Source organism: Chryseobacterium sp. W4I1 (genome assembly GCF_030816115.1).
GTDB lineage: Bacteria > Bacteroidota > Bacteroidia > Flavobacteriales > Weeksellaceae > Chryseobacterium.
In genome coordinates this window covers 238,805-263,335 of the sequence record NZ_JAUSXQ010000001.1, presented here as the reverse complement: position 1 = coordinate 263,335, position 24,531 = coordinate 238,805, and the positions used below count along the sequence as shown (strand labels likewise).

12 protein-coding genes, 1 tRNA gene and 2 pseudogenes are annotated in these 24,531 nt (G+C 35.0%); 1 reads left to right on the top strand and 14 read right to left on the bottom strand.

Annotation, left to right across the window (positions count from 1 at the left end):
* Positions 1–41 precede the first annotated feature (41 nt).
* Positions 42–128: transfer RNA gene (locus tag QF044_RS01250), tRNA-Ser, on the top strand.
* A gap of 278 nt (positions 129–406) precedes the next feature.
* On the opposite strand, the gene QF044_RS01245 is transcribed toward QF044_RS01250, so the two are convergent.
* The 14 genes and pseudogenes from QF044_RS01245 to QF044_RS01180 all read right to left on the bottom strand — a co-directional run bounded on the left by QF044_RS01245 (position 407) and on the right by QF044_RS01180 (position 24,529).
* Positions 407–1,285 (bottom strand): C1 family peptidase, encoded by an 879-nt coding sequence (locus QF044_RS01245; RefSeq protein WP_307262710.1) that lies wholly within the window; start codon positions 1,283–1,285, stop codon positions 407–409.
* A gap of 743 nt (positions 1,286–2,028) precedes the next feature.
* The gene (locus tag QF044_RS01240) at positions 2,029–2,730 is read right to left on the bottom strand and encodes a hypothetical protein (RefSeq protein WP_307262708.1); all 702 of its coding nucleotides are present in this window, start codon (positions 2,728–2,730) and stop codon (positions 2,029–2,031) included.
* A gap of 253 nt (positions 2,731–2,983) precedes the next feature.
* The gene (locus tag QF044_RS01235; protein ID WP_307262706.1) at positions 2,984–4,516 is read right to left on the bottom strand and encodes a M20/M25/M40 family metallo-hydrolase; all 1,533 of its coding nucleotides are present in this window, start codon (positions 4,514–4,516) and stop codon (positions 2,984–2,986) included.
* A 1,890-nt stretch (positions 4,517–6,406) separates the two neighbouring features.
* Positions 6,407–6,586 (bottom strand): annotated as a pseudogene (locus tag QF044_RS21545) (RHS repeat-associated core domain-containing protein); the annotation flags it as partial.
* Positions 6,587–6,610: 24 nt separating this feature from the next.
* The gene (locus QF044_RS01225) at positions 6,611–7,099 is read right to left on the bottom strand and encodes a hypothetical protein (RefSeq protein WP_307262704.1); all 489 of its coding nucleotides are present in this window, start codon (positions 7,097–7,099) and stop codon (positions 6,611–6,613) included.
* Positions 7,100–7,680: 581 nt separating this feature from the next.
* Positions 7,681–7,860 (bottom strand): annotated as a pseudogene (locus tag QF044_RS21540) (RHS repeat-associated core domain-containing protein); the annotation flags it as partial.
* 34 nt (positions 7,861–7,894) lie between these two features.
* Complete coding sequence (locus tag QF044_RS01215; protein ID WP_307262702.1) at positions 7,895–8,401, bottom strand: hypothetical protein; 507 nt, start codon at positions 8,399–8,401, stop codon at positions 7,895–7,897.
* A gap of 6 nt (positions 8,402–8,407) precedes the next feature.
* Positions 8,408–12,085: a DUF6443 domain-containing protein gene (locus QF044_RS01210; RefSeq protein ID WP_307262700.1), complete on the bottom strand. Its 3,678-nt coding sequence runs from the start codon at positions 12,083–12,085 to the stop codon at positions 8,408–8,410.
* Between the two features lie 5 nt (positions 12,086–12,090).
* Positions 12,091–14,814, bottom strand: a complete 2,724-nt coding sequence (locus QF044_RS01205) for a hypothetical protein (RefSeq protein ID WP_307262697.1) — start codon at positions 14,812–14,814, stop codon at positions 12,091–12,093.
* Positions 14,815–14,821: 7 nt separating this feature from the next.
* Positions 14,822–15,190: a hypothetical protein gene (locus QF044_RS01200; protein WP_307262695.1), complete on the bottom strand. Its 369-nt coding sequence runs from the start codon at positions 15,188–15,190 to the stop codon at positions 14,822–14,824.
* A 1-nt stretch (position 15,191) separates the two neighbouring features.
* A complete protein-coding gene (locus QF044_RS01195) occupies positions 15,192–16,748 on the bottom strand; it encodes a T9SS type A sorting domain-containing protein (RefSeq protein WP_307262692.1) in 1,557 nt (518 codons plus the stop codon).
* Between the two features lie 592 nt (positions 16,749–17,340).
* Positions 17,341–17,787 (bottom strand): hypothetical protein, encoded by a 447-nt coding sequence (locus QF044_RS01190; RefSeq protein WP_307262690.1) that lies wholly within the window; start codon positions 17,785–17,787, stop codon positions 17,341–17,343.
* The gene (locus tag QF044_RS01185; protein ID WP_307262688.1) at positions 17,784–21,416 is read right to left on the bottom strand and encodes a DUF6443 domain-containing protein; all 3,633 of its coding nucleotides are present in this window, start codon (positions 21,414–21,416) and stop codon (positions 17,784–17,786) included. Before QF044_RS01185 ends, QF044_RS01190 begins: the two co-directional genes overlap by 4 nt.
* Before the next feature lie 5 nt (positions 21,417–21,421).
* Entirely contained in the window at positions 21,422–24,529 is a 3,108-nt protein-coding gene (locus QF044_RS01180) for a hypothetical protein (RefSeq protein WP_307262685.1), read from the bottom strand.
* Positions 24,530–24,531: the final 2 nt, after the last annotated feature.

Here is a 24,531-nt window from a genome sequence, read left to right as displayed (position 1 = left end):
TTGCAGATTCCAGAAAATACTCTATTTTTGCAATCTCAAATAGAGAGGTGTCCGAGTGGTTGAAGGAGCTACCCTGGAAAGGTAGTATACGGGTAACTGTATCGAGGGTTCGAATCCCTTCCTCTCTGCAAAATAAAGCGCTGAATTCAGCGCTTTATTTTTTCAATAAGGCGGAATGCTTTATTCTTCTATTTTATTTTCTTAGTTTATTAATATAAATCAGGTACAGAATGATTTATTTCTACCTATTCCCTAACTGAAAGACAGATCAATTAATAATTTTTTACTGATACAATCGTTTACGGATTTGAAGGCACGGAAATAAAGTCATTACATAAACAGCTGTTATACAATTAAGATAACCCTCTCGACTTGAGAGGGTTATTTCATATAAAACAGTGATGTATTACTGAACGTAAGCTACATAAGATTCGTTAATAGCTCCATTACTTGATTGAGAAAAGAATGAGTATTTGATCCAGAAGTATCCATTATCTCCCCAACCATTCCCCCAAGAGTTTTGCACTTTGAAAGCTTGCTTAGCATCATCATAACCTATAACAGTTATGGCATGTCCACCATAATTTTGACCATAATGTGACGTCCATATTGCACTGCCAGAAGAGTCTAAATCGTAAAAACTATCATCTACTGTTACCGCTATCACTATTGGTAAATTCATGCTTAAAAGCGTTTTTACATTGCTGATGTTTGTTTTATTTACCGTTGCCCAGGAAGTAAGCTTATGTGTACTTGCCGCATTTTTCTGTGAAGCATTAGGTTGAGTAGAGCAACCGCCATCGGTGTATGGCATTTCGGACCAGCTGGAAACCCCTTGGTTTTTAATAAGATTTAACCCCGCACTCACATACGCTCCCTGACAGTTCCCCAACTGTATTTGATTGAAGACATATTCAGGACTCCTTTTCGCAGTTACTCCTTTAAAATTATACTCAAGGGCACTAGTTGCCGCATAGGCAGTTGCCCACGCCACACAAGAGCCCTCACCACCCTGATCACCAATAGCGGGTGTGTTTGGAATTACATAGCTGGATGGCAATGCTTTTGCAACCTCTGATTCACTCTTCCCTTTCAATTTCAGAGTAAGTTCACTGATGTCGACCTTTGCGTAATTATTGTAGGTAGCCTGATCAACAAGCCTGGCTCCTAGTGCATAACGCTTTTGTGGTTCTGAAGATGCATTGCTTAATTCTTCATCTCTTTTTTCACAAGAAGTAATGGCAAGCATTCCAAATGCCAGCATTACGAATTTAAAATTTTTCATTTATTAATTTATTTGGTTCTGTGAATATATAATTAATTCGCATATATAATTAATTTATTATCATTAAAAAGCATATTTTAATTAATTAAATTTAACAATAAATATAATTTAACTAATTAATGATATTTTATTAATTTTTTTTCTCATTTTAATCAATTTTTAAGATTAATTTTAATATTTACTATACATACCATAATATCTCGTCATTTATATTAATATTTTGTATATTATAAAATGATTTAATTAAAAATATCTTTACAATTACATTGTATTGTTAAATATATTTTTGATATTTTTCACCAAGTAATGACATGGGTCAACTATTTCCATCTCGGAAAGTGAAAAAAATAACCTTCAACTTGCTATTTTTGAAATATTTTCAATGTTCCTATTAAATTAATCGTGTTTTGATGTTTAGGCATCCCATGTTTAGATTGACTATTAAATAGAAGAATATTGTCTAAAACGATTTATATCTACCACCTTAAAAACAGATGGATAGAAGCCAACACCTACATATAATAGGTTCCCATGCATTCTGGTGGATGAAGTCTTTCAAAGTCAGGCGGGACGCTCCAAATAGTACAACTGTGGTGAATCTTCCCGCTAAAGACTACGAAATAATACCAAATAACAGGATCTATCCATCCAAAACAACAAAATCCTGACAGAACTGTCAGGATTTATCTGGAGCCCATTAAGGATTCCTGTCAATATATTTAGATATGAATGTTTGGTAGAATTTAATTACAGATCGTCAGAAACTGATGGCTCATCTGGACTTTAAACTTAGCCTCTGATTTTAATTTAATGTACACGGTATGTTCAAAAGCCTGTACAGCTCTAAGTTTTCTGTCAATATATTCTGCAATCTGCGCTACAGAAAAAATAAAATCCCGGTAAACCGCAATATTTACAGTCTGTCCGTAATGCGGAAGATAAGCTTTCAGGAAAGGAACCGCTGACTGATGTTGATTGTAGTTAACACAATACCCTGCCCCTTCTCTTGATGTAATGATCTCACGCTCATTGATGTAATCAAGAAGAGTCTTATTAGTGTCAAGTGAGCTGCTGTTTATTAATAAATACCTGTTGACCTTATCCAGGATATGTTGTGCATATTCCATCATAGTAATGGTTTTCCATTCAAAAATATGATTCATGCCTTTGGCTGTTTTAGCATGCTTTCCGTTTTCACAGCTTGTACAGAAAGGGATTCCTATCTTTTCATGATAAGGAAAAAAGCATTCTTTGATCTCCATTGATGCATCAGCAAGAAGTCTGTCATCTGTAAAGCTGTAGTATAGATAAGGACTGTAAAGATCTGCAAGAGCCTTAAGATAATCGATCTCGCTGGCATTATTATATTCTTCAAACCATTTTTCAAGGGTATCGTAATAATGGCTTTCAAATTCTTTAAATGTTAAGTAAAACGGCAATTCCATAGCTCTGTAATTTTGATAAGACAAAGCTATTGCTGTAATGCGACAAAACTTGACGTGTTATTTTTTTTGTACAATGTAAAACGTAAAATGTATTAATGAGAAAGTTGAGGCCGGATATCAGATGCTAGACATCAGATTTCAGACTTTAAACTATATTAAACTGGTATTCTATATATGTTACCTCTAAAACTTCTAACTATTTCATCACTCAAACTCTCCAACCCTAAAACTCTCTAACGCTCATACAGTATCATTATTTATCATAATTCGTCATCACATATTCAAAGTAATGAATCATTTTAAGATAGTTCTCAATACTGATATACTCGTTGGTGCTGTGAATACTTTGCTGTTCTGAGCTGTTGATTCTGATGGGCATGAATCTGTAGATATTTTTACTTACAATCTGGTATTTGTAGGCATCAGTACCCGCCATGGTGAGATATGGGGTAACAATTGCACCCGGATTAATTTCTTTGATTCCGGCTTCTATTAATTGATAAGCTTTTGTATTAGCAGGAGAAACTGCAGACGCCTCCCTTGTATTGTCGATCTCTTCAACTTCAACATCGAAACCCTCTGTTACTTTTGCGATATGCTCACGAACTTCTTTCGCTGTATCACCAGGAAGAAGTCTGAAATTAACAACAAATTCCACTTCCGGAGAAAGGACGTTGGTTCCGTCACTTCCTTTCATCATAGTCAGAGCAGTTGTCGTACGAACCAGTGCATTGGTTGTATTATTTTTGGTAAGCTGAGATAAAAGAAGAGGCTTCAACAGCCATTGGTTTGAAATAGCGAGCCTGCTCGAGAATGGCATAGCTCCTCCAATATTATCAAAAAAATTCTTAATCAGCGGGGTTATGGTGGGTTTCATCTGATGATCTTCGAGACGCTGCATAATAACGGCAGCTTTTCCTATAGCACTTTCCATAGGTGGCATTGAAGAATGTCCACCAAGACCTTTCACCTTAATTTTTGCCGACAAGAAGCCTTTTTCTGCACAGCCTACTACGGCTACATCAGAATCTATTCCTGCGACGTTTCCCTTCTGCATGATGAGTCCGCCTTCATCGTATACTGCATCGAACTTTAATCCTTTTTTCTTAAAATAATCTGCAATCTGCATCGCTCCTTTTTGCCCTCCTACTTCTTCATCGAAACCGAAAGCCAGGTAGATATCACGTTTCGGAACGGTTTTATTTTTAATTATGGTATTCATGGATTCCATCAGGGAGAACAGCATTCCTTTCATGTCGATGGCTCCTCTTCCGTATATCCTTCCGTTCGCAACGTTTCCTGAAAAAGGTTCAAAATCCCAGTCTTCTGCTACTTTGGAAACGGGAGGCAACGGCTTATCATCGGGTCTGAAAATATTCTGCTCCTTACTTTTAACGTCGGCGTCTCCGGGTGGCACCACATCTATATGGGAAAGAAAAAGAATAGGTTCCAGTGAAGATTCACTTCCTTTAAGTCTGAACACCAATGCATGGGTATTGACCTCATTATTTTCGGTATTTTGATATACTAAAGGATAAGAGGTCTTTAGGCATTCTTTAAAATTATCAAACGGAGCATAATTAAATTCTCCTAAGCTGCCTGTAGAAACTGTAGGGATTTTAATACCTCCTGACAGACGCATTAATGCAGAATCATTTTTAACAGGCTTCCATCCTTCAGAAGTTCCTGCTGTATTCTTTTTAAAGGGATAGGTATATGTTTTAACTAAAAGTACAGCAACTACAATAATAAGAATGCCGAGAATGGCTAAAAGGAGTTTTTTCATGGTGGTAAGATTTTGTGTGGTGTGATGGTCTAACAAATATACCAAAGAAAGCTGCTATAATCGCAGTAAAACCCAAGTATTTCCCGGGAGCTGGATATAAATTACTATGCTATTTCCAAAGTCCGGAATTGATATCAAAAAATACTTATTGTTTTCCAGCCTGAATTTGTTGGTAGCTTGTTTTGAAGAATTATTAACTGAAATAAAACGGATTACGCATTTTTCTGTTTTCTGTAGAATTCCATAATGTAATAACCTTTGTATTCATAGATGTATAAAGGGCCATTTTGCATTCTTTTTCCGTCGTTTAATAAAGAAATTATTCTTTATATCGGTAAGACTTTTAACAGCATAATAGAATCCCAACATATTGTTGTAGATACTGGATTTAGTATAGGTGAAAAGAAACTGTGAGGAAGGTTTAAATTTAAGATTATTAAGAATGCCATTGATGTCCTTATTAGTAAAAAAGATAAATTTCTTGTCTACTTTGTCAAATATATAATCTCCTTAGAAATTGACATCCAACGTTTCATTCTGAAGAAATAATTTTCTTGTTATATTTTCGGAGTCGGACACTGCTTCTGTATGAATGGGGTTTTATGTAGGTAGTGTAGGAAAATGTGATGAAAAGAAGGATGATGGTGGAGATGCGGGAGACTGTTTTTTTATGGATATTCTTTGATGTAAATTTAGTTTTTTTATTTTTACGGGTATTCAGGTTATGAAGCATTCCCCGGTTCACTATCCGTCTGAAGGTATTATATCAAGCGTCACCAGAGTCTTAAGTAAGTATCTTTTTTAAGTGTCAACATCAGTGAAGCCTACCTAAATGATGAGTAAATTGGAAAAATTGCTTGCTAAATAAAACCTCGCAAATTGCGAGGTTTTATTTATTATCTGTCACACGATAAAATCGTGCGGCAGCGAAGGCTTCTCCCACCTCAGGTTTTACCATCCACAACTCTAACATAAATCAATGCTGCATATTCACGTTTCTGTAAGATAGATTTGCCGTTATATTATTGTCCAAAATTTACAGCAGCATTTTCTCTGGTATTAAATAAAACATGAGACTCTAATCCTTCTAGTTCCCTCGCATCAATAACTCTGTTACCACTAAATGTATATGGCGACCAAGTATTATATTTTTCTGTAAGCGGATCTATATTAAAAAATCTTCCCACATCAGGCATATATTGCCGCCACTTAAAGCATAAAATCCAGTCTCTTGCAACTCTTGTTGAAATTGGCTGCTTCTCCATTTGTAACTAAATCATCAAAATCTTGATCATTAGTAGAACCAAAGCCAGGAACGTAATCTCCTTTTCCTGGATCCCAGTTATATGTGTCAAAATAGCTAACGTCTATATTCCCAGAAACAGTATATCCATTAAGCCCCGAAGTATTCCCTCTTGTTACTTTTAAAGAAACATTGGTAGAAATTATATATCCACCACTTCCGTATAATAAATCAGGTTCACTTACTGACGCATAGTATGAATCCTTCCACGTACCATTTAATGTGATCGTTTCACCTAATTTCATGTTTTCAATTTGTTGATTAAATTTCTTGTTAAATATTTTAGCAATATTTAAAGCGGTACCATGCCTAACACTTGAATTACTTTTTAGAAATTTGGGTGAAATTTTCTTATTATTAGACCATGTATCTTTTCCATTTAAAAAATACTCTAAATTATCTGCTGCAAAATTTAATCCTTTAGATCTTCCAGAAGAAATCATGCCTCTAGCTTGTTGTTTAGTTTGTTTGCATTTAGGGCAATCATTACTATTTGCATTTAAACCATATGAATTCATCGCTTTTTCAAAAGAAACTTCCTGATCCCCATCCATATATTTTCCAGTATTCCAATTATATTCAGGATTCATTCCCGATGGATCGATAAATTTAATAGGATTATTTAATGTGTAGTTATAGGGAGACCATTTTGTATAAACCTCCGCCAACGGATCCACAACACCCCATCTGCCGATATCCGGCATGTACATCCTTGCTCCATAATCATACATCCCAGTCTCCTGAAGCTCCTTACCGTTGTACTTGTAATTTTTGTATGTAGCAGAATAATTTTACCATATTTTTATTATACCTTTCTGATTTGTAACCCCTTCAATCTTTATTCTAATGGTATCTTGTAAATATGGTTGCTTTAAATACCCCCAATTTACATCTGAACTATCTAATTTCACTCTATTCTCTGGAAAAATATTTAATACAATAGAATCTTTTTTATTTCTTTCATAACTCAAATTGTATGGATATTTAGTATAAGTATCAATTCTTGTTTCGTCCATAGAATGATAGCCATATCTAAATCCTTTTTCAATATATGGTCTAAAATGAAATCCTTTTAAATTACTTGAATCAACAATTTGATAATTCAGGTGTTTCACAAAAATTTTTCTATTTTTTGACTCTAAAATGCTCGTAGTTCCAACTCTATATTTCCATTTTTTGTAGCCATACCATCCAACAGAAGAAGAGAATAAGCCGAATAAATAATATAATAGGATACCAATCAGGCATAGCCCCGTAAAAACAATTGCTATTTTTTTCATTTTTTTATTTCTTTTCCATTTGCATCGATAGGCACTAAAGGTCCAACAGTTATTATTGGTTGTTTACGAGGTTCTATTTTATTTTCAGAAGAGATAAAAAAACGATTATAATAATTCATTCCACGTTCAAAGTTATCTATAATTGCATTGGGAGCGGGGTTTACTTGTTTTGGTACATACCATGCATTATCTGTTCTGATCTCTATAATTTTATTGAATGCATTTAACATTACATTTGCACATGACTGACCAATAACACAATATTTTTCTGCTTTGGCAGCTTCTGCCGTTTTACTTTTTATTTTTTCATCTTCTTCCTTAGTGGTTTTAATGGTAACATATTTATCATAATGATGTTGCTCTTTTGGATTGATAACACGTGCTTTTAACACTGCCTGTTTTGGGCTTAATCCTTTTCCTAAAAAAGTACCAACATCCGCATTTTTTGCGTCACCATATGGACTACTCCCTTCTCCTGTTCCATTCATTGAATAATAGAACCAACCATCTCGTGAGTTTCCAACAATTACAGCCCCATGCCCTGCTACAGGAACAGCCTTAGAATCCGCAAGAAATATTACATCTCTTCCATCGGGATCAAAACCATTAATAGGGTCATTGACAACATAATTATATGGACTATGACGACTAAATTTCTCCGCAAGTTCATCAACCACACCCCACCGTCCGATATCCGGCATGTAAAAACGCGCACCATAATCATATATTCCGGTCTCCTGAAGTTCCTTGCTGTTGTACTTACACTAATAACCTCGCAAGTTTGCGAGGTTTATTTTACTGTATTATTTTACCTTCTTTATCAAAGAAAAAGGTTTTTACTTTAAGTTTTTTCTTTTTAACAAAATCATAAATATAGTAAGGTTTATTCATTTCAGAACTACTAAAAGAATCATGCAGAGACAATAAATATTCTTCTTTGCCATTAATATAGTTTTCTAAAATATATATCAGTTCCCTAAATTTTATGTCAGAATTATCTTTTGACTGCACTATCATTTCTGAATTTTCAGTAGTACTAAACATTTTTTTTTCTCCACTTTGTGCGTTATATATTACTGCATCATAATGAAGTTTTCCGTCTTTTGTTAATATATTTTTATCCCAAGAAATAGCTAGAATAAATGGCTCTTTCTCTTTTAATAGAAGTGGCTTTATCAAAAGAAGTTGTTCGGAATAAGATTTATTTTTTTGCAAGTCCACATTTAAATTTTGATATTGTTTATAAAATGGATTACAACTAAATAGCAACAATAGAATAAATATAAAAAATATTTTTCTCATGGTATATTATTTTTTACTGTTCATAATTTTATTATAAATAACCTGAACACTATTAGGCATTGTAAATATTCTATAGTTGAAGTTTGCCTTCATATCTCCTGGGCTATTCCCTTGAATAATTCTAGGTTGCCATCTGATACTTTCTACAAGAGTAGATGATTTACTAGCATCTGGACTATAGCTCGTTCGGATGGGTAAGCCTTGTTCAGATCGAAGGATATTTTCAATATAAGAGGCTACAATTTCAGATTGTGAAATATCTGATGTTAAATCATTGGCTTCACCATTTACCCAAGTTTTACCTAATTCGGATCTTGAAGCGACTTGATCTATAAAAGAGTGTCCCAATTCATGAAATAAAGAAACATAAAATGGACTTTTAGTTTGTTTAGATTTTTCACCATTCATAGAGGTATATGGCTTAACTTCTTGATCAAATGCAGTTACTATCCCTGAACCATCCGTATAAGTTCCATTACGTCCCTCAAATGTTGTTCCTTTACTAGATTGTATGGTGGTATTCATATCATCATTCGCAAATAAACCTAAAAATTTACTTCCAAAAGAATCTTTATCTCCTCCTGTCATTGAACTCAATGAAGATAAAATCTGCCCTGCGTAACTATCACTTTTTACAGTTGCTTCAATATCCCATTTTTTCGTTTCTGCATTTTGAGTATAAAGCTTCCCATTGTTATAACGATAAGTCGTATCTCCATCTTTTATATCAATCCACATTCCTGTAGGATCAATGAATTTAATTGGGTTATTTACAACGTAATTATAAGGGCTATAGCTATAATACATTTCGCTTAAAGCGTCTTGAGTTCCGAATCTTCCAATATCCGCCATATACATTCTTGCACCATAATCATACATCCCAGTCTCTTGAAGTTCCTTGCCGTTGTACTTGTAATTCTGATACTTTCCAGCGCCAAAAATAGCATTTCCTGTCTTTAAATGATTCATTCCAAATGGATAGTAATCATTGGCATCTGTAATTTCAAGCAATCCTGTGGTATTACTTCTTGCATAGCTTACCCGCACATTACCTAAATGATCTTTATACTGGTAAATATACATTTTTCTTTGATAATCATAAAATCCTTCTGCTGTTGGAAAGAATTGCAATTCAGGGTTATGAGGATTTACAATAATCGGATCTATAGGAGTTGGGTCAATATCAATAGGAGGATTAATTCTAAATGCCTGCATTTCTAATGCTTGCTTTGTTTCCATCGGAACTCTAGAGAACATTTCAATAGCTCCACCATCCGAAGATGTTTTGTTTAGATATTGAAAACCATCAAGATAATCTGTCGTTTCTTTAGTCCAGGTTGTACTTGCCACTCCTACAGAAGTTTTTACATTTTCTTTTCTTAGTTTTATTCCATCAGCACGATAATTTGTTTTTATTTGGGTTGTTATCTGGCCAAAGTCAATATCCAAAACATCAGGAAGGTTTAAGTAATTATAGTTTATTCCTGTAATCTGCTTATCTATCATACTTTTCATATTCCCATTCAAATCGTAATCAATAGGATAACCTGCGGTGCCTTCATATCCCGTTTTGTTATTACTGTTATCCTTGATCTTTACAGCTTGATTTCCCACATAGGTATAGGCGAGTTTGTCAATTACAGTAGCAGTAGTATTACCGTTCTCCATAACAGATGTTCTATAGAGATTTGTAATATTCCCATTTAAATCATAATCTAATGATTCTGTATTTTCTTTACTTCCTGAATTATTGGGATTCTGATAATATCCTGCCGTTAATCTGTTTAAACTATCATAGGCATAACCATATCTTTTGGGTTCTGTAGGTGGGTTTGCTCCCAGAGATTCGACAGATCTCCAATCTATTTCTGCGATATTTCCGTTATACTTTGGTTTTACGTCTTTTCCTGCAAATAAAACAGGATCAGGATTGGTGAGACCATTCTTCTGATTGTACTTAATTTTATAAGAAAATAATTTCCCCCCTAAATTTGGAACAGCCATCTGGTCTTTGTTAATATCCGTCATCCAGCCCCTGATATTGTAGGCGTAGTCTATGCTTTGCAGTGGGACTCCTGCGCTTACAGAACCCACTTTTTTATTGGATAACTGGGATAGCTCGTTATAGGAATTATCTGCTAACAGCTGTTCTGTCCAGTTGTCAACCTGATGGTAATGTTTTAATAATCTATTCTGATTATCATAAACAAATCTTTCTTTGATGGATATACCTTCTTCATTTGGCCTTCTTAAATGGGTGGTAAAAGTCTCTTGCGGAACTCCTGAAAAATCAAGCTTAGCTTCTGTTTGAGTATATCCTCCCAAATGATTAATGGAATAGCTTCCAACAGGCCTGCCTTTGGTGTCATAATACGTATAATTCTTTGTCCAGCTGTCATCTTCGATATTCTTAACCAAACTCATTACTGGTAATCCTTTGGTGCTTCTCCCATCAGCTGAAGGGGTTTGAGTCAAAACGGGCTCTCCCTGAATTGTGGAAGGAAAAGCCGGATTGAAGCCGTAAGCAGGGTAGGTGTCGTAATAGTTGACACTTAACAATTTAGTGACAGAACTTGGATAACTGGCAGAACCATTATCATAATATACATCCAATCCACTGTTGGTGAATCCTGCAGTAGAGGCTCTGGTTACATTGTTACTGCCTTTTGCATCTGCTAAGGCCTGTTCTGCTGCTCTTCCTGCTACACCATAAGCCTGGGAACTGGTATATATTCCTGTATAGGCTACTCTTCCAAACTGGTCATATTTGGTAAACAGCCACTGTTTTGAGGCTCCCATTACAACGTCCTGGGTCATGATCAGGCGGTCCTGTTTATCATAAACCATATATTCCCAGCCTTTTCCCGGAAGTTTTTTAAGCACCAGCCTGTTTCTTCCGTCATACCGGTACATATAGCACAAGCTCCCGAGTACCGTGCTGAGATCTGTAACAGCAGAGGCCTTAGGTGGAATTACAAAAGCCAGTTGGTTGTATTCATTGTATACATAGTAAGTGTCTGCATTTTCTGTACTGCTTATCACTTTCCTCACCAATAATACCTGTCCCTGTCCGTTTTTAAATTCTATGCTTTTATTGCCGTCTTCATCAGTTATGGTATTTTTATACAGCTGGCTGGCTCCGTAGGTCCCTGATAATGTTACACCGGAAGAAGTGGCACCCGCAGAAGTAGCGATATATTTCTTTACTTCACCAGCTATATTGGTATCATAATCAAATTTTACGGGCTTTCCCGTCCAGTCGTTACCTACCTGGATCTGTTGTTGAATTCTATCCAGTGGTGAACTTTCCAAGATCTTTTCTGAATAGATCTTTTCTGATCCGTAAATCCCAGGCTGGGTAGCATTGGCAAGGGGAGTAGGGGTAATGGCACCATTCAGGGTTCCTGCCTGCGGAACGGGTAAGTAGTCATTGACCTGTCTCCCAAACTGGTCATATTCAATATGGGTAACGACGTCTCTTCCAAGAGGTGATGCTTTTACGTTGACTATTTGTTTTGGTCTCCCGAGTCCATCAAAATATTGAACGGTTTCGGAGGTTTTAGTAGGTATGGTTCCGTTATAATCTAAATAGGTTTTGGATTGGATATAGTTTTCTGTATTGGATACCTGTGCTTGTAGAGTACTCATGACCAAGAAACCTATAGGAATAATTATCTTTTTCATCGTTTTTAGTTTTTGTAATTGTATTTGTATTCTTTCACAATTTTGTATACTAGATTTCCTGCAGCATCTTTATCCATTTGTTTAACTTCTTTCAGTCGATTAGCGGTATCATAAATATAAATCTCTCTGATGCCCGATGGTGGAGTGATGCTTCTTACTCCAATTAGCGGATCATAAGTATAAGTTGTGATAGAATAGTCTGATAACCCGGAATAGGTTCGGAATATATCTAACTTATTGATAAGTTGTGTTTCAGCCTCTTCCGGCTGTAGGTTATACAATGCAGGATTAGCATCCTTTTCAGAAGCAGTAACAATATCCGAGATCAAACTTTCCACCTGGCTATAAGTTGCTCCTGCTATTTTTGCAATAGGCTGGGTGTTATTGTAACCCCAGATAATTGACACAGGAATTCCATCTTTTGTTGTGTATTGCTGTAAATTACCTTTGGAATCGTACTTATTATAAGTTACTTCTGTGGAAGCAGAATTAGTTTGAAGATCATAAGATTGCACAGACAAAGGAAGGACTAGGTTCCCAGATTGTGCAGTGGGAAGCGAAGCCGGATATACAGTTTCCGTTTTAACAATAGTTTTATTGTTTTTTTTGACCTCTGTTATTACTGGAATTCCAGTAATATTCTTAGAAATCATTAGATTATTATTCACATTGACATCTTGAGCGTATGAATAATTTTGGGATATAATAGTATTATCGGCAGTCGTAATGTTTTCCTTGGTACGGTTTAAATGTTTGCTGCTATCATGAAAATAATCTGTTATTGTTTGGACAGGAACATCATTTAAAAAATCTGTTACCACTTTTTTCTTTATTGCTGAAGAATTCAGATACTTTTTATATCCCTGTACCCATGCTCCTGATAGATGATTAAAACTCACATAATTATTATTGTCCTTCGTATTATTAGGATTATAGTCTATATTATCATTATAAGTGAATTCAGTCATACTCAATGGATTTGTTGAACCTTCCGAATAAATAGTTTTGGTTTTCAACTTACCCCTTAAGATAGTTCGATCTGTTCCATATAAGTTTTTAAAATTTTTGTATAAATTCAATGGTGAAGGAGAAGCCATATTGTTATATTCTCTAAGATTACCCGCATCAGGGGTTATAATATCCGGATAATCCACATAACTTGTAAAGTTGTATTCTGTAATACCCTTTCCTACATTGATTTCATAAACTTTTTGATATCCTACATTATAACTGTCTAGTGAATTTTGCTGTACATTGGAGCTTGACCTGATCATTAACTTTTGATAAGCCGTAGGAGTATTAAATTCAATATAGTAAATATATCTAGGCCAGTTCATAAGTATTCCGGATGATGTTGTACCATTTAAAGTAGTTGTATACCGATATTCCTTGTTATTGATTATTCCACCATTTTCTGAATAATCATATTGCTTTTTAATTCTTGCTCCTCCTATTGCTCCTCCATTATTCATCAGAGTAGGAAGAAATGAACTTACTGATGTTCTTTCTACCCTTTGTCCATAATAAGGCGCCTCATACTCGAAGATGGAATATCCTTTGGTTGGATAAATTATTTTGCTCAGTAAGCCTACATTATATTTTTGAACATTAGGATCTCTAAATGTGTTATTTAGTGTATAATCTCCAGTACTGGCATTATAAGTATCATACGGTGCCAAGTTCTGGTTGTTATCATTTCCATTCCAGTATCCCCAATGATCAATTCCCTTGGTAACGTATTTGGGTAAATTATCCGTATTGTAATATTCAAAACCATATACTTTATTACTTACAGGATCCGTGATATTCTTAAGAAAAGGTCTTTTATTAGCACCACCCAGGTCCTCATAAGTAAACACATTATTTTGTATTAGATGGCTATTATCAAAAAGCTGAATATTGTCTATTACATATTCATTAAACAGGAGCACTGCTGAACCGCCTTCATAATGCCTGATGGGATATCCAGTATCTTTATAATTGACCTTTACCTGATGAGTTCCATAAGTAATACTTTCTAAAAGTGAGCGTTTTGTCAGCACAAAATTTTCACTGAGGATTGAAGTACTGCTTAGCGCTGAACCACAGCCCGTCAAACCGCTTGGGCAATTCTGCCAGTCATCAATTCGTGCTCCATCCTGATAGTATCCTTCAAAATTCATCAATTTAGCATTGGCTACTACATTGGACGACGAAGTAGTAAGACTGCAAAAAGTACTGTTTAATGTATCCTGAACATATCCAAAAGTAACAGTCTGTCCATTAGTAAACTCAACCTTTGAAAGACTGAAAGAACTGATATAAGGAAAACCCTTAAACCAATTGTTCTTACTCATACCCGGCTGTGGTAGCGAGTAACTGATTTCATACTTTGAAAAATCACCTCCGAAGTAATACTTATTACCCTGTCCATCAGTAATAATGATAGTCTGATTGGGTGGTTTACAAAATTCTTTACCACCATAAGATACCATACCCGACAAATCTACTTTAATATTAGGATCCTCCGATTCCACCAATACATTCCCATCGTTACCAATAACAAACTTTCCGCTTAGCCCCATTGCATTAAAGTTAAAAATATCAGGTTCTCCTTCATAACCGTTATCAACCGTTCCAAGTCGCCAGTCTAATCCTGTGATACCACCGGCACCGCTATTCAGGTCGTAGACCTGTGCATTGGTATAAGCATTCAAACGTACACCAGTAAGGAAACCATGAAAATCCACCCCCGAATCAAAAGGGTTTTGCCCCGGTCCAAGTTGGATTTCCCTGATATTCGTCGGGGAATCTGTTTAATGTCCGGGTAATTCTCCCCCCGGCAAGCATGGACCAACCCATTCCTGCAAAATCAGACTTCTTATGCGGTAAAAACCCAGAGGAATCATATGAAACAAAAACATCAATATTCTTTCCTTCACTGGTAGGAATAGAATAGATTGGAATCTTTAAATCTAAAGTTCCTGTGTATAAATTAATCGGGACATTGCCGTATTTCTCAAACGCATAGGATTGAGGAGATTTAATCTGTACCTTGTCCAAGTATTGTTGTGAGAAAGCTATTGAAAATTGAATTAGTGTTAATGATATGTATATTTTTCTCATGCTATTTCTTTATTAATTTGGCATTAGCCGTTTTGTTAGTATCCGTCTTTATCGTCACCAGATAAGCTCCCTGAATCAAATTCTGGGTATTAATCTTCGTCACGTTATTCTTAGTTTTCAAAGCCAGAAGCTGTCTTCCACCCATATCATACAGCATAATATCAGCCTCTTTAAAATCAAAACCTATTTCTACATAAGCATAATCTGAGACCGGGTTTGGATAGATTTTAATATCCTGTTTTTCGATCAACTGATCAAGTTGTTTATCTCCAAGCTTCACAATCTTCCAGTTTTCTTTCCCGAGTTCTTCGGCGCTGGTTCCTGCCAGAATAATAGAACCATCTCTGTTTAGCTTAATATCGGAAAGTCTTTCTTCTCTTTTTCTAGATTCTCCCTTAACATGCTTTCTCCACTGTTCATTGCCATCTTGATTTAAATAAAGCATCCAGAAGGTTTCATCATCAGTCTCAATTCTTCCTTCTGCCTGGGTATAACCTCCCAATAAAATTCCTTTGGTCACATCTTGGTTCTTGGCTCCCCGATCCTGGCTCTGAATAACACTTGTCCCCATCAGAATATCCCGGCTCCCAAAATTGTGGGATTTCTGCCAGATTTCTTCCCCTCTTTCGTTCAATGAAATCAGCCATAGATCTGTTCCTTCTTCAATGCCTGCTGTTTTATTTCCTGATCTTTCAGACCTGGATTCGCCACCAATCAAATAGCCTGCTGATGTCAATGCCAGTGTTCTGATATGATCATCTCCTTTTCCGCCAAAATTCTTTTCCCATTCTACTTTTCCTTCTTTACCCAGCTTGATGATATAGTAATCTCCTTCACCATAATTTTCGGTCTTTTTTGATCCTCCAATATTGCTTCTGGAATAAATTCCCAACAAAGCTCCTCCATCTTTCGTAGGAATCATTTTCTCTACTTCATCCAAGCCTTTTCCACCTAAAACAGATTGAGAAAGTTCTTTCCCGTTTTTATCGAGTTTTACTATCAAAACATCTTTGGAGCCATACCCTTTAGCTGAGTTCTGGATGTTTCCGGCTACAAAGAATCCAAGATCAGTTGTTTGAATAACAGATCTTGCTTCTTCATCGGAAGAGGTTCCGAGTGTTTTCTGCCATAATTCATCCCCGAATTCATTAAGTCGAATCAACCAAATGTCCGATCCACCTTTGGAATCTTCTTTTTTATCTAACCCTTTTCCGGAATAGGAAGTTCCGGCGAGAAGAAATCCTCCTTCCTGGGTAGCTACTGAAGCTGACAGGTAATCATGGTTCTGTCCTGAAAAGTATTTTTCCCAGACTTCTTCTCCTTGTTGGTTGAGTTTTACCACATGGAAGTCATAGCCGTTATTCTGTTTATTTCCTTCCTGAATCTTAGAAGACTGGATTGAGCTTCCGGTAATTAAATATTGCTGATCGATTGTTGTCGTAATCTGGCTTAGAAAATCCTGTGTAGAGGATTTGATATCTTTCTGCCATAAAACTTCCTGGGCAGACAGCCCCAGAACCGTGCATAGAATATATGCAACGGAGTAGAATTTCTTCATATGTTCGTGTATTTGAGTTAATTTTAGTTTTATAATGGCTTGCGAATTTAACATTTTTTAACACACAAACAAATCTCTTTAATGAGATTTAATATAAATTTTATCACTAATTAGTGTTTTTTTATCACTTGCTTTTTTTATAATGCGAAAATATTGTTGTAAAGCGACAGAATACGTCGTGTTATAAATTGTTTTTTTGATTTTAATATTTTTCTTGGCTTGAAGCACAAAACCTATTTTAAAATCTACTGAAGGCACTGTGTTGCTTGAGATATACAGATAGTCAATGCCGAAAGATACCATGGACAACATGATTTCCCTATCCCTAATGCTCTCCTAAAACAAACTAAACTGCAACCGATTATGTAAAATTCAAGCCACTCAATGAGTGGCTTGAATTATTTAATTCTCAGTTATCCGGAACCGGTTCTGGTACATATGTATTTCTATATTGGAATAAGTGATTCTCATCTTCTTTATTAACAATTCCAGTCTCCTGTAGTTTCTTGCTCTTATACTTGTTGTTTTTGGTATCTGCCACACAATTTAATCGTACGGGAGCATAGGATACTCTTGTCTACTTTTAATGTAATTATCTTAGTGAATCAATAAGAATCAATTTATCATCTTTTACATTATATTTATAAACAGGATAAATTACATCAATATTGGGTGGGAGACCTTTTAAAATATAGTTTTCTATATTATCTCTTTTATAAAGCTTTATAAATTTTTTTCCTAAACCTTGGTTGTCAATCACATAAGATGGTTTAAGAGTTTTGTTCTTATAAATACCATAACTATTTTTTGATTGAATTCCTGTAGGATTCACTGTTATTGTAAGTATTGTATCTTTTTGTTTCGAAAAAGAAATTTCGTATATAAATAGTTTATATAAACTTTTGGTTGGAATTTGATTTTTTTTCTGATATCTTAATATCTCTCTTGTCAAGTTTTCATTGAAAAAAGAATTTTTATTTTCTTTTTTACAATTTATCAATAACAAAAGAAAAATCAAGCACGTAAAAATTGTTTTCATTTTTTTAAATTTTTACTATTGTTATTAATTTTTTGTATAAAATAAACTCCTGTTTTAGTCACATTATAAAGATTAGTTGATTTTGGGAAAAACACATAATTTGGGTAACTTGTTTTATACTTAACCGCATTTCCATAATCTCCACCACTCCCATAGTACTGACCATTCTCTCTTACCCCCATTGCATTTTTTTCTGTATAACTTTCACTATATTTTGATGAAAAGGGATGGTTATGATAAAAGGCATTTACTCCTTTATCAACCCCAATTTGTGATGGTCCAGGAGACTGTCCCGTATCATTATATGTTTGTAAGGCCATATATCTCTTATCACCTAAATTAAAATCTATAAGTGAGAATTCAACATTTTTTGCATTATTAGCTGTATAATTAAATAAGTTAAACATATCATCTTCCACTTGAGAATTATATTCTTTTATAGATTGATGGTATCCTTCATAGCCATACTTATCATCATCTTTATTACCATCTCTGTAATATTGCAACTGTCCAACCAAACCTTTAGTTTTTATTCTTATCCCATCCTTATAGTCTCCTTTTTTATCTCCATTATTATCATTGAGTTTTCCGGTTTTACTATCGTAGCCATAAACTAAGTCATCTCCTGCTTGTTTTTTTGCAAGTATAAATTTTCCATTTTCATTTAATAAATAAACATCCATTCCATCTTTATCGACAAATTTTGTTGGATTATTTAGAACATAGTTGTAATTACTAAAATCAAAGAATTTCTCCGCCAGCGGATCTACCACACCCCATCTTCCAATATCCGCCATATACATTCTTGCACCATAATCATACATCCCAGTCTCTTGAAGTTCCTTGCCGTTGTACTTGTAATTCTGATACTTTCCAGCGCCAAAAATAGCATTTCCTGTCTTTAAATGATTCATTCCAAATGGATAGTAATCATTGGCATCTGTAATTTCAAGCAATCCTGTGGTATTACTTCTTGCATAGCTTACCCGCACATTACCTAAATGATCTTTATACTGGTAAATATACATTTTTCTTTGATAATCATAAAATCCTTCTGCTGTTGGAAAGAATTGCAATTCAGGGTTATGAGGATTTACAATAATCGGATCTATAGGAGTTGGGTCAATATCAATAGGAGGATTAATTCTAAATGCCTGCATTTCTAATGCTTGCTTTGTTTCCATCGGAACTCTAGAGAACATTTCAATAGCTCCACCATCCGAAGATGTTTTGTTTAGATATTGAAAACCATCAAGATAATCTGTCGTTTCTTTAGTCCAGGTTGTACTTGCCACTCCTACAGAAGTTTTTACATTTTCTTTTCTTAGTTTTATTCCATCAGCACGATAATTTGTTTTTATTTGGGTTGTTATCTGGCCAAAGTCAATATCCAAAACATCAGGAAGGTTTAAGTAATTATAGTTTATTCCTGTAATCTGCTTATCTATCATACTTTTCATATTCCCATTCAAATCGTAATCAATAGGATAACCTGCGGTGCCTTCATATCCCGTTTTGTTATTACTGTTATCCTTGATCTTTACAGCTTGATTTCCCACATAGGTATAGGCGAGTTTGTCAATTACAGTAGCAGTAGTATTACCGTTCTCCATAACAGATGTTCTATAGAGATTTGTAATATTCCCATTTAAATCATAATCTAATGATTCTGTATTTTCTTTACTTCCTGAATTATTGGGATTCTGATAATATCCTGCCGTTAATCTGTTTAAACTATCATAGGCATAACCATATCTTTTGGGTTCTGTAGGTGGGTTTGCTCCCAGAGATTCGACAGATCTCCAATCTATTTCTGCGATATTTCCGTTATACTTTGGTTTTACGTCTTTTCCTGCAAATAAAACAGGATCAGGATTGGTGAGACCATTCTTCTGATTGTACTTAATTTTATAAGAAAATAATTTCCCCCCTAAATTTGGAACAGCCATCTGGTCTTTGTTAATATCCGTCATCCAGCCCCTGATATTGTAGGCGTAGTCTATGCTTTGCAGTGGGACTCCTGCGCTTACAGAACCCACTTTTTTATTGGATAACTGGGATAGCTCGTTATAGGAATTATCTGCTAACAGCTGTTCTGTCCAGTTGTCAACCTGATGGTAATGTTTTAATAATCTATTCTGATTATCATAAACAAATCTTTCTTTGATGGATATACCTTCTTCATTTGGCCTTCTTAAATGGGTGGTAAAAGTCTCTTGCGGAACTCCTGAAAAATCAAGCTTAGCTTCTGTTTGAGTATATCCTCCCAAATGATTAATGGAATAGCTTCCAACAGGCCTGCCTTTGGTGTCATAATACGTATAATTCTTTGTCCAGCTGTCATCTTCGATATTCTTAACCAAACTCATTACTGGTAATCCTTTGGTGCTTCTCCCATCAGCTGAAGGGGTTTGAGTCAAAACGGGCTCTCCCTGAATTGTGGAAGGAAAAGCCGGATTGAAGCCGTAAGCAGGGTAGGTGTCGTAATAGTTGACACTTAACAATTTAGTGACAGAACTTGGATAACTGGCAGAACCATTATCATAATATACATCCAATCCACTGTTGGTGAATCCTGCAGTAGAGGCTCTGGTTACATTGTTACTGCCTTTTGCATCTGCTAAGGCCTGTTCTGCTGCTCTTCCTGCTACACCATAAGCCTGGGAACTGGTATATATTCCTGTATAGGCTACTCTTCCAAACTGGTCATATTTGGTAAACAGCCACTGTTTTGAGGCTCCCATTACAACGTCCTGGGTCATGATCAGGCGGTCCTGTTTATCATAAACCATATATTCCCAGCCTTTTCCCGGAAGTTTTTTAAGCACCAGCCTGTTTCTTCCGTCATACCGGTACATATAGCACAAGCTCCCGAGTACCGTGCTGAGATCTGTAACAGCAGAGGCCTTAGGTGGAATTACAAAAGCCAGTTGGTTGTATTCATTGTATACATAGTAAGTGTCTGCATTTTCTGTACTGCTTATCACTTTCCTCACCAATAATACCTGTCCCTGTCCGTTTTTAAATTCTATGCTTTTATTGCCGTCTTCATCAGTTATGGTATTTTTATACAGCTGGCTGGCTCCGTAGGTCCCTGATAATGTTACACCGGAAGAAGTGGCACCCGCAGAAGTAGCGATATATTTCTTTACTTCACCAGCTATATTGGTATCATAATCAAATTTTACGGGCTTTCCCGTCCAGTCGTTACCTACCTGGATCTGTTGTTGAATTCTATCCAGTGGTGAACTTTCCAAGATCTTTTCTGCATAGATCTTTTCTGATCCATAAATTCCGGGCTGGGTAGCATTGGCCAGAGGGGTAGGAACAATCGCTCCATTCAAAGTTTGAGATTGCGGAACGGGTAAGTAGTCATTTACCTGTCTCCCAAACTGGTCATATTCAATATGGGTAACGACGTCTCTTCCAAGAGGTGATGCTTTTACGTTGACTATTTGTTTTGGTCTCCCGAGTCCATCAAAATATTGAACGGTTTCGGAGGTTTTAGTAGGTATGGTTCCGTTATAATCTAAATAGGTTTTGGATTGGATATAGTTTTCTGTATTGGATACCTGTGCTTGTAGAGTACTCATGACCAAGAAGCCTATAGGAATAATTATCTTTTTCATCGTTTTTAGTTTTTGTAATTGTATTTGTATTCTTTCACAATTTTGTATACTAGATTTCCTGCAGCATCTTTATCCATTTGTTTAACTTCTTTCAGTCGATTAGCGGTATCATAAATATAAATCTCTCTGATGCCCGATGGTGGAGTGATGCTTCTTACTCCAATTAGCGGATCATAAGTATAAGTCGTAATCTGATAATTAGACAAAGCGCTTCTGAACGTATTAAAAACTGATAAAAACGAGGTCTCATCATTATTAGCTGCTGCAGGAGCGTCAGTATTGGAAGCATCTACAATAGAGTCTATTAATGATTGTGAAATATCTATTAATTTCGCTCCTTCTATTTTTGCAATCGGCTGAGTCTGGCCATAACCCCAGATAATTGACACAGGAATTCCATCTTTTGTGGTATATTGCTGTAAATTACCTTTACTATCGTATTTATCATATGTAACTTCAGTAGAAATATTATTTTGTAAATCAGTAGACAATACAGAATAAGGTAATACCAACCCAGAAGTTTTCTGATCTGCTTCTGATTGATTGAATGGATATAATGTTTCTGTTTTGGATAGTATCTTACTTACAGGACCAATTGTTTTATTTGTTACTGTTTGCAAAGGAATTCCCACCATATTTTTAGAAATCATCAATTGGTTATCTTTTTCGTAAGCATAGCTATAATTTGTTTCTTTAACAATTCCATCTGACATTGTTGTTCTCTGATTTAACAACTGATGATGATTTGTTGTTCCATACGTATATTGAGATAATGATGTAACAGGATTATTATTAAAATACTCAATATTCGTTGTAGAAACAAGAGGAATATGGTGAGAATATATAGTATAGGCTGACATTTTAGAAACAATATGCATTTGGGCAATCATATCATACATCGTCATATCTACAGGCTTACCATATACATCCGCTATATAACTAATGGATCGTATTTTGTCTGTTAACCTTGACGGATTTGTATTATAGTTATATTGAATTTCTCTGAGTAAATTTTTATTGCTATCATAATATTTTTCATTCAAAGGTTTACCGCGCTCTACCTCCAAATTATTATAGCCAAGTTTATCTAAAGCATTCTTTACAATACTTATATTTGCCGGCTCAAATGTATTTACATATCCGATATTTCCCTGAATAAGTTGATAGTTATTCGATTTCAAATCCTTAAAACCATTGTCCTGATTAGAAAAAGCATGTTCTGTAATCGCTCCGTTTTCTAATTTTTCATAGACTTTAGAATAGGTAACATAATTTCCATTTGTATAATTCAGAGGAATATATGATGAGGAGGATAGTTTCCAGAACTCTAAATTTCCATTATTAATATTAGCCTCATCATAATAATTAGGCATTCCTCCCAATACTCCTGAAGAAGAGGTGGAGCCATTAAGGTAGTCATCAACATAGAAAAAGGACTTACTGTAACTATTTATATTATCGTTGATAGTCATCTTTTTAACTCTTGCACCTCCAGCAATTTTATTTCCCGTAATATTCACATCAAAACCATTAATAGTTTTGTTTAAAAGTTTAGAATAAGTGTGAGGTTCATATTCAATTAAAGTGTATCCCTTAGTTGGATAAATAATTTTCTGCAATAATTCTGCTGTTCCATAAGTAAAGTCAGGTTCTCTATACTGAGGATAGGTAAGCATCTGTGCTTTTGAATAGGTATAATTTGGGCCTTGAGGAACACTTGTTTCAAAATTTTTGTTATTATAATTTCCCCAATGGTCTGTTTTATTGACATTAAACTCAGGTAATCTTAAAGGATTATACTCAAAAGAATATTGCTGCTTCGTTTGTTGACTTTTACCAATAGAAACATTTAATAGTCTCAATCTATAACTTGGTGTATTCTCATAATTAAATACGACCGCATTATTTCTTACATTATTTGATTTTACTACAATACTATCCAGCTTATACCAATGTTTCCTGCTGTTATAATTACCTGGGTAATGAATCATTTCATAGTTTGTATTGAGCTGTCCCCAAGGTACATTTACAGTATTATAATCCAGTGCACTGGAGTATGATTTATAAAAACTGATTTCATTATTATCAAATTTTATTTTGCTTAAATACTTATAAAAGCTTCTATCAAGGGTGAGTAAATTAAAATTCCCTGAAGTATTACTTTGTGATACTGAGGATGACTGGGTTTTGTAGGTAGAATAATATGCTGAACTATGTACAACATAGGTTGCTCTATTATCACTAGAGTATTCAAAAGAAATACTTTTTCCACTTGGGTATTCTATTTTAGTCAAGTACCAACTTTTTACATACATTGCAGGATTATATGCTGTATCTACAGTTTCTATACCATTGATTTCAAGAGCTTTTGGATCTTTACCAAAGGTATATTTTGTTCCAATCTGATCGGTCAATACAAATCCGTAAATAATTCTTTTAAGAAACCAATTCACCTGGTTCGTAGTACCTCCATTTTCAAGAAAACTAAAATCAGACTTAAGCTCCTCTTTGACATCTATATCCAAGTTTTGATTAGCCTTTACGATCCATTTTCCTTCATGATTTTTAAAAAAACTTCCATTTAACCCATTTACATTGAAGGCAAACTCATCCGGTGAAGGATAGGCTTCATCATACGCTGGAAAAAGTGGCGTCATGAACTGATAATATTGAGTTAATTTCGCATCACTATACCAATCTGATGTATTTAACCTTGAATAATGATCATAATAGGAAAATACTGTTGGGTCTGTATAATTACTCAAGTAACATTCATCAATTCCTCCATTAACTAGTCTGGTAATAGCTCCTCCTACAGAAAGATTCCAACCTAATCCAACCCAGGAAGTTTGAAAATCTGGCTTTACAGAAGAAATATTATAATTCAGATTAATATCAGCATCATTTCCGTAACTGCTATTTGAAAATAATGATATTCCAATATTAGGCTGCCCTGTTGCAAGATTCATTGGATACATTCCAAAAGATCCCAATGAAGAAATGTTAGGACTTGGTGGATAATATTTTGGAACAAAAGAAGACCCTTCAATAACTTGAGCATTTATAAATAAAAAGACATTCAGTATTAATGTCAGTAAAGCTATTTTTTTCATCG

Coding starts and splice junctions, on each gene's coding strand:
- QF044_RS01195 (WP_307262692.1), bottom strand. CDS start 16,748: ATGAAGAAATTCTACTCCGTTGCATATATTCTATGCACGGTTCTGGGG.
- QF044_RS01210 (WP_307262700.1), bottom strand. CDS start 12,085: ATGAAAAAGATAATTATTCCTATAGGTTTCTTGGTCATGAGTACTCTA.
- QF044_RS01190 (WP_307262690.1), bottom strand. CDS start 17,787: ATGAAAACAATTTTTACGTGCTTGATTTTTCTTTTGTTATTGATAAAT.
- QF044_RS01185 (WP_307262688.1), bottom strand. CDS start 21,416: ATGAAAAAGATAATTATTCCTATAGGCTTCTTGGTCATGAGTACTCTA.
- QF044_RS01215 (WP_307262702.1), bottom strand. CDS start 8,401: ATGAGAAAAATATTTTTTATATTTATTCTATTGTTGCTATTTAGTTGT.
- QF044_RS01180 (WP_307262685.1), bottom strand. CDS start 24,529: ATGAAAAAAATAGCTTTACTGACATTAATACTGAATGTCTTTTTATTT.
- QF044_RS01200 (WP_307262695.1), bottom strand. CDS start 15,190: ATGAGAAAAATATACATATCATTAACACTAATTCAATTTTCAATAGCT.
- QF044_RS01240 (WP_307262708.1), bottom strand. CDS start 2,730: ATGGAATTGCCGTTTTACTTAACATTTAAAGAATTTGAAAGCCATTAT.
- QF044_RS01225 (WP_307262704.1), bottom strand. CDS start 7,099: ATGAAAAAAATAGCAATTGTTTTTACGGGGCTATGCCTGATTGGTATC.
- QF044_RS01235 (WP_307262706.1), bottom strand. CDS start 4,516: ATGAAAAAACTCCTTTTAGCCATTCTCGGCATTCTTATTATTGTAGTT.
- QF044_RS01245 (WP_307262710.1), bottom strand. CDS start 1,285: ATGAAAAATTTTAAATTCGTAATGCTGGCATTTGGAATGCTTGCCATT.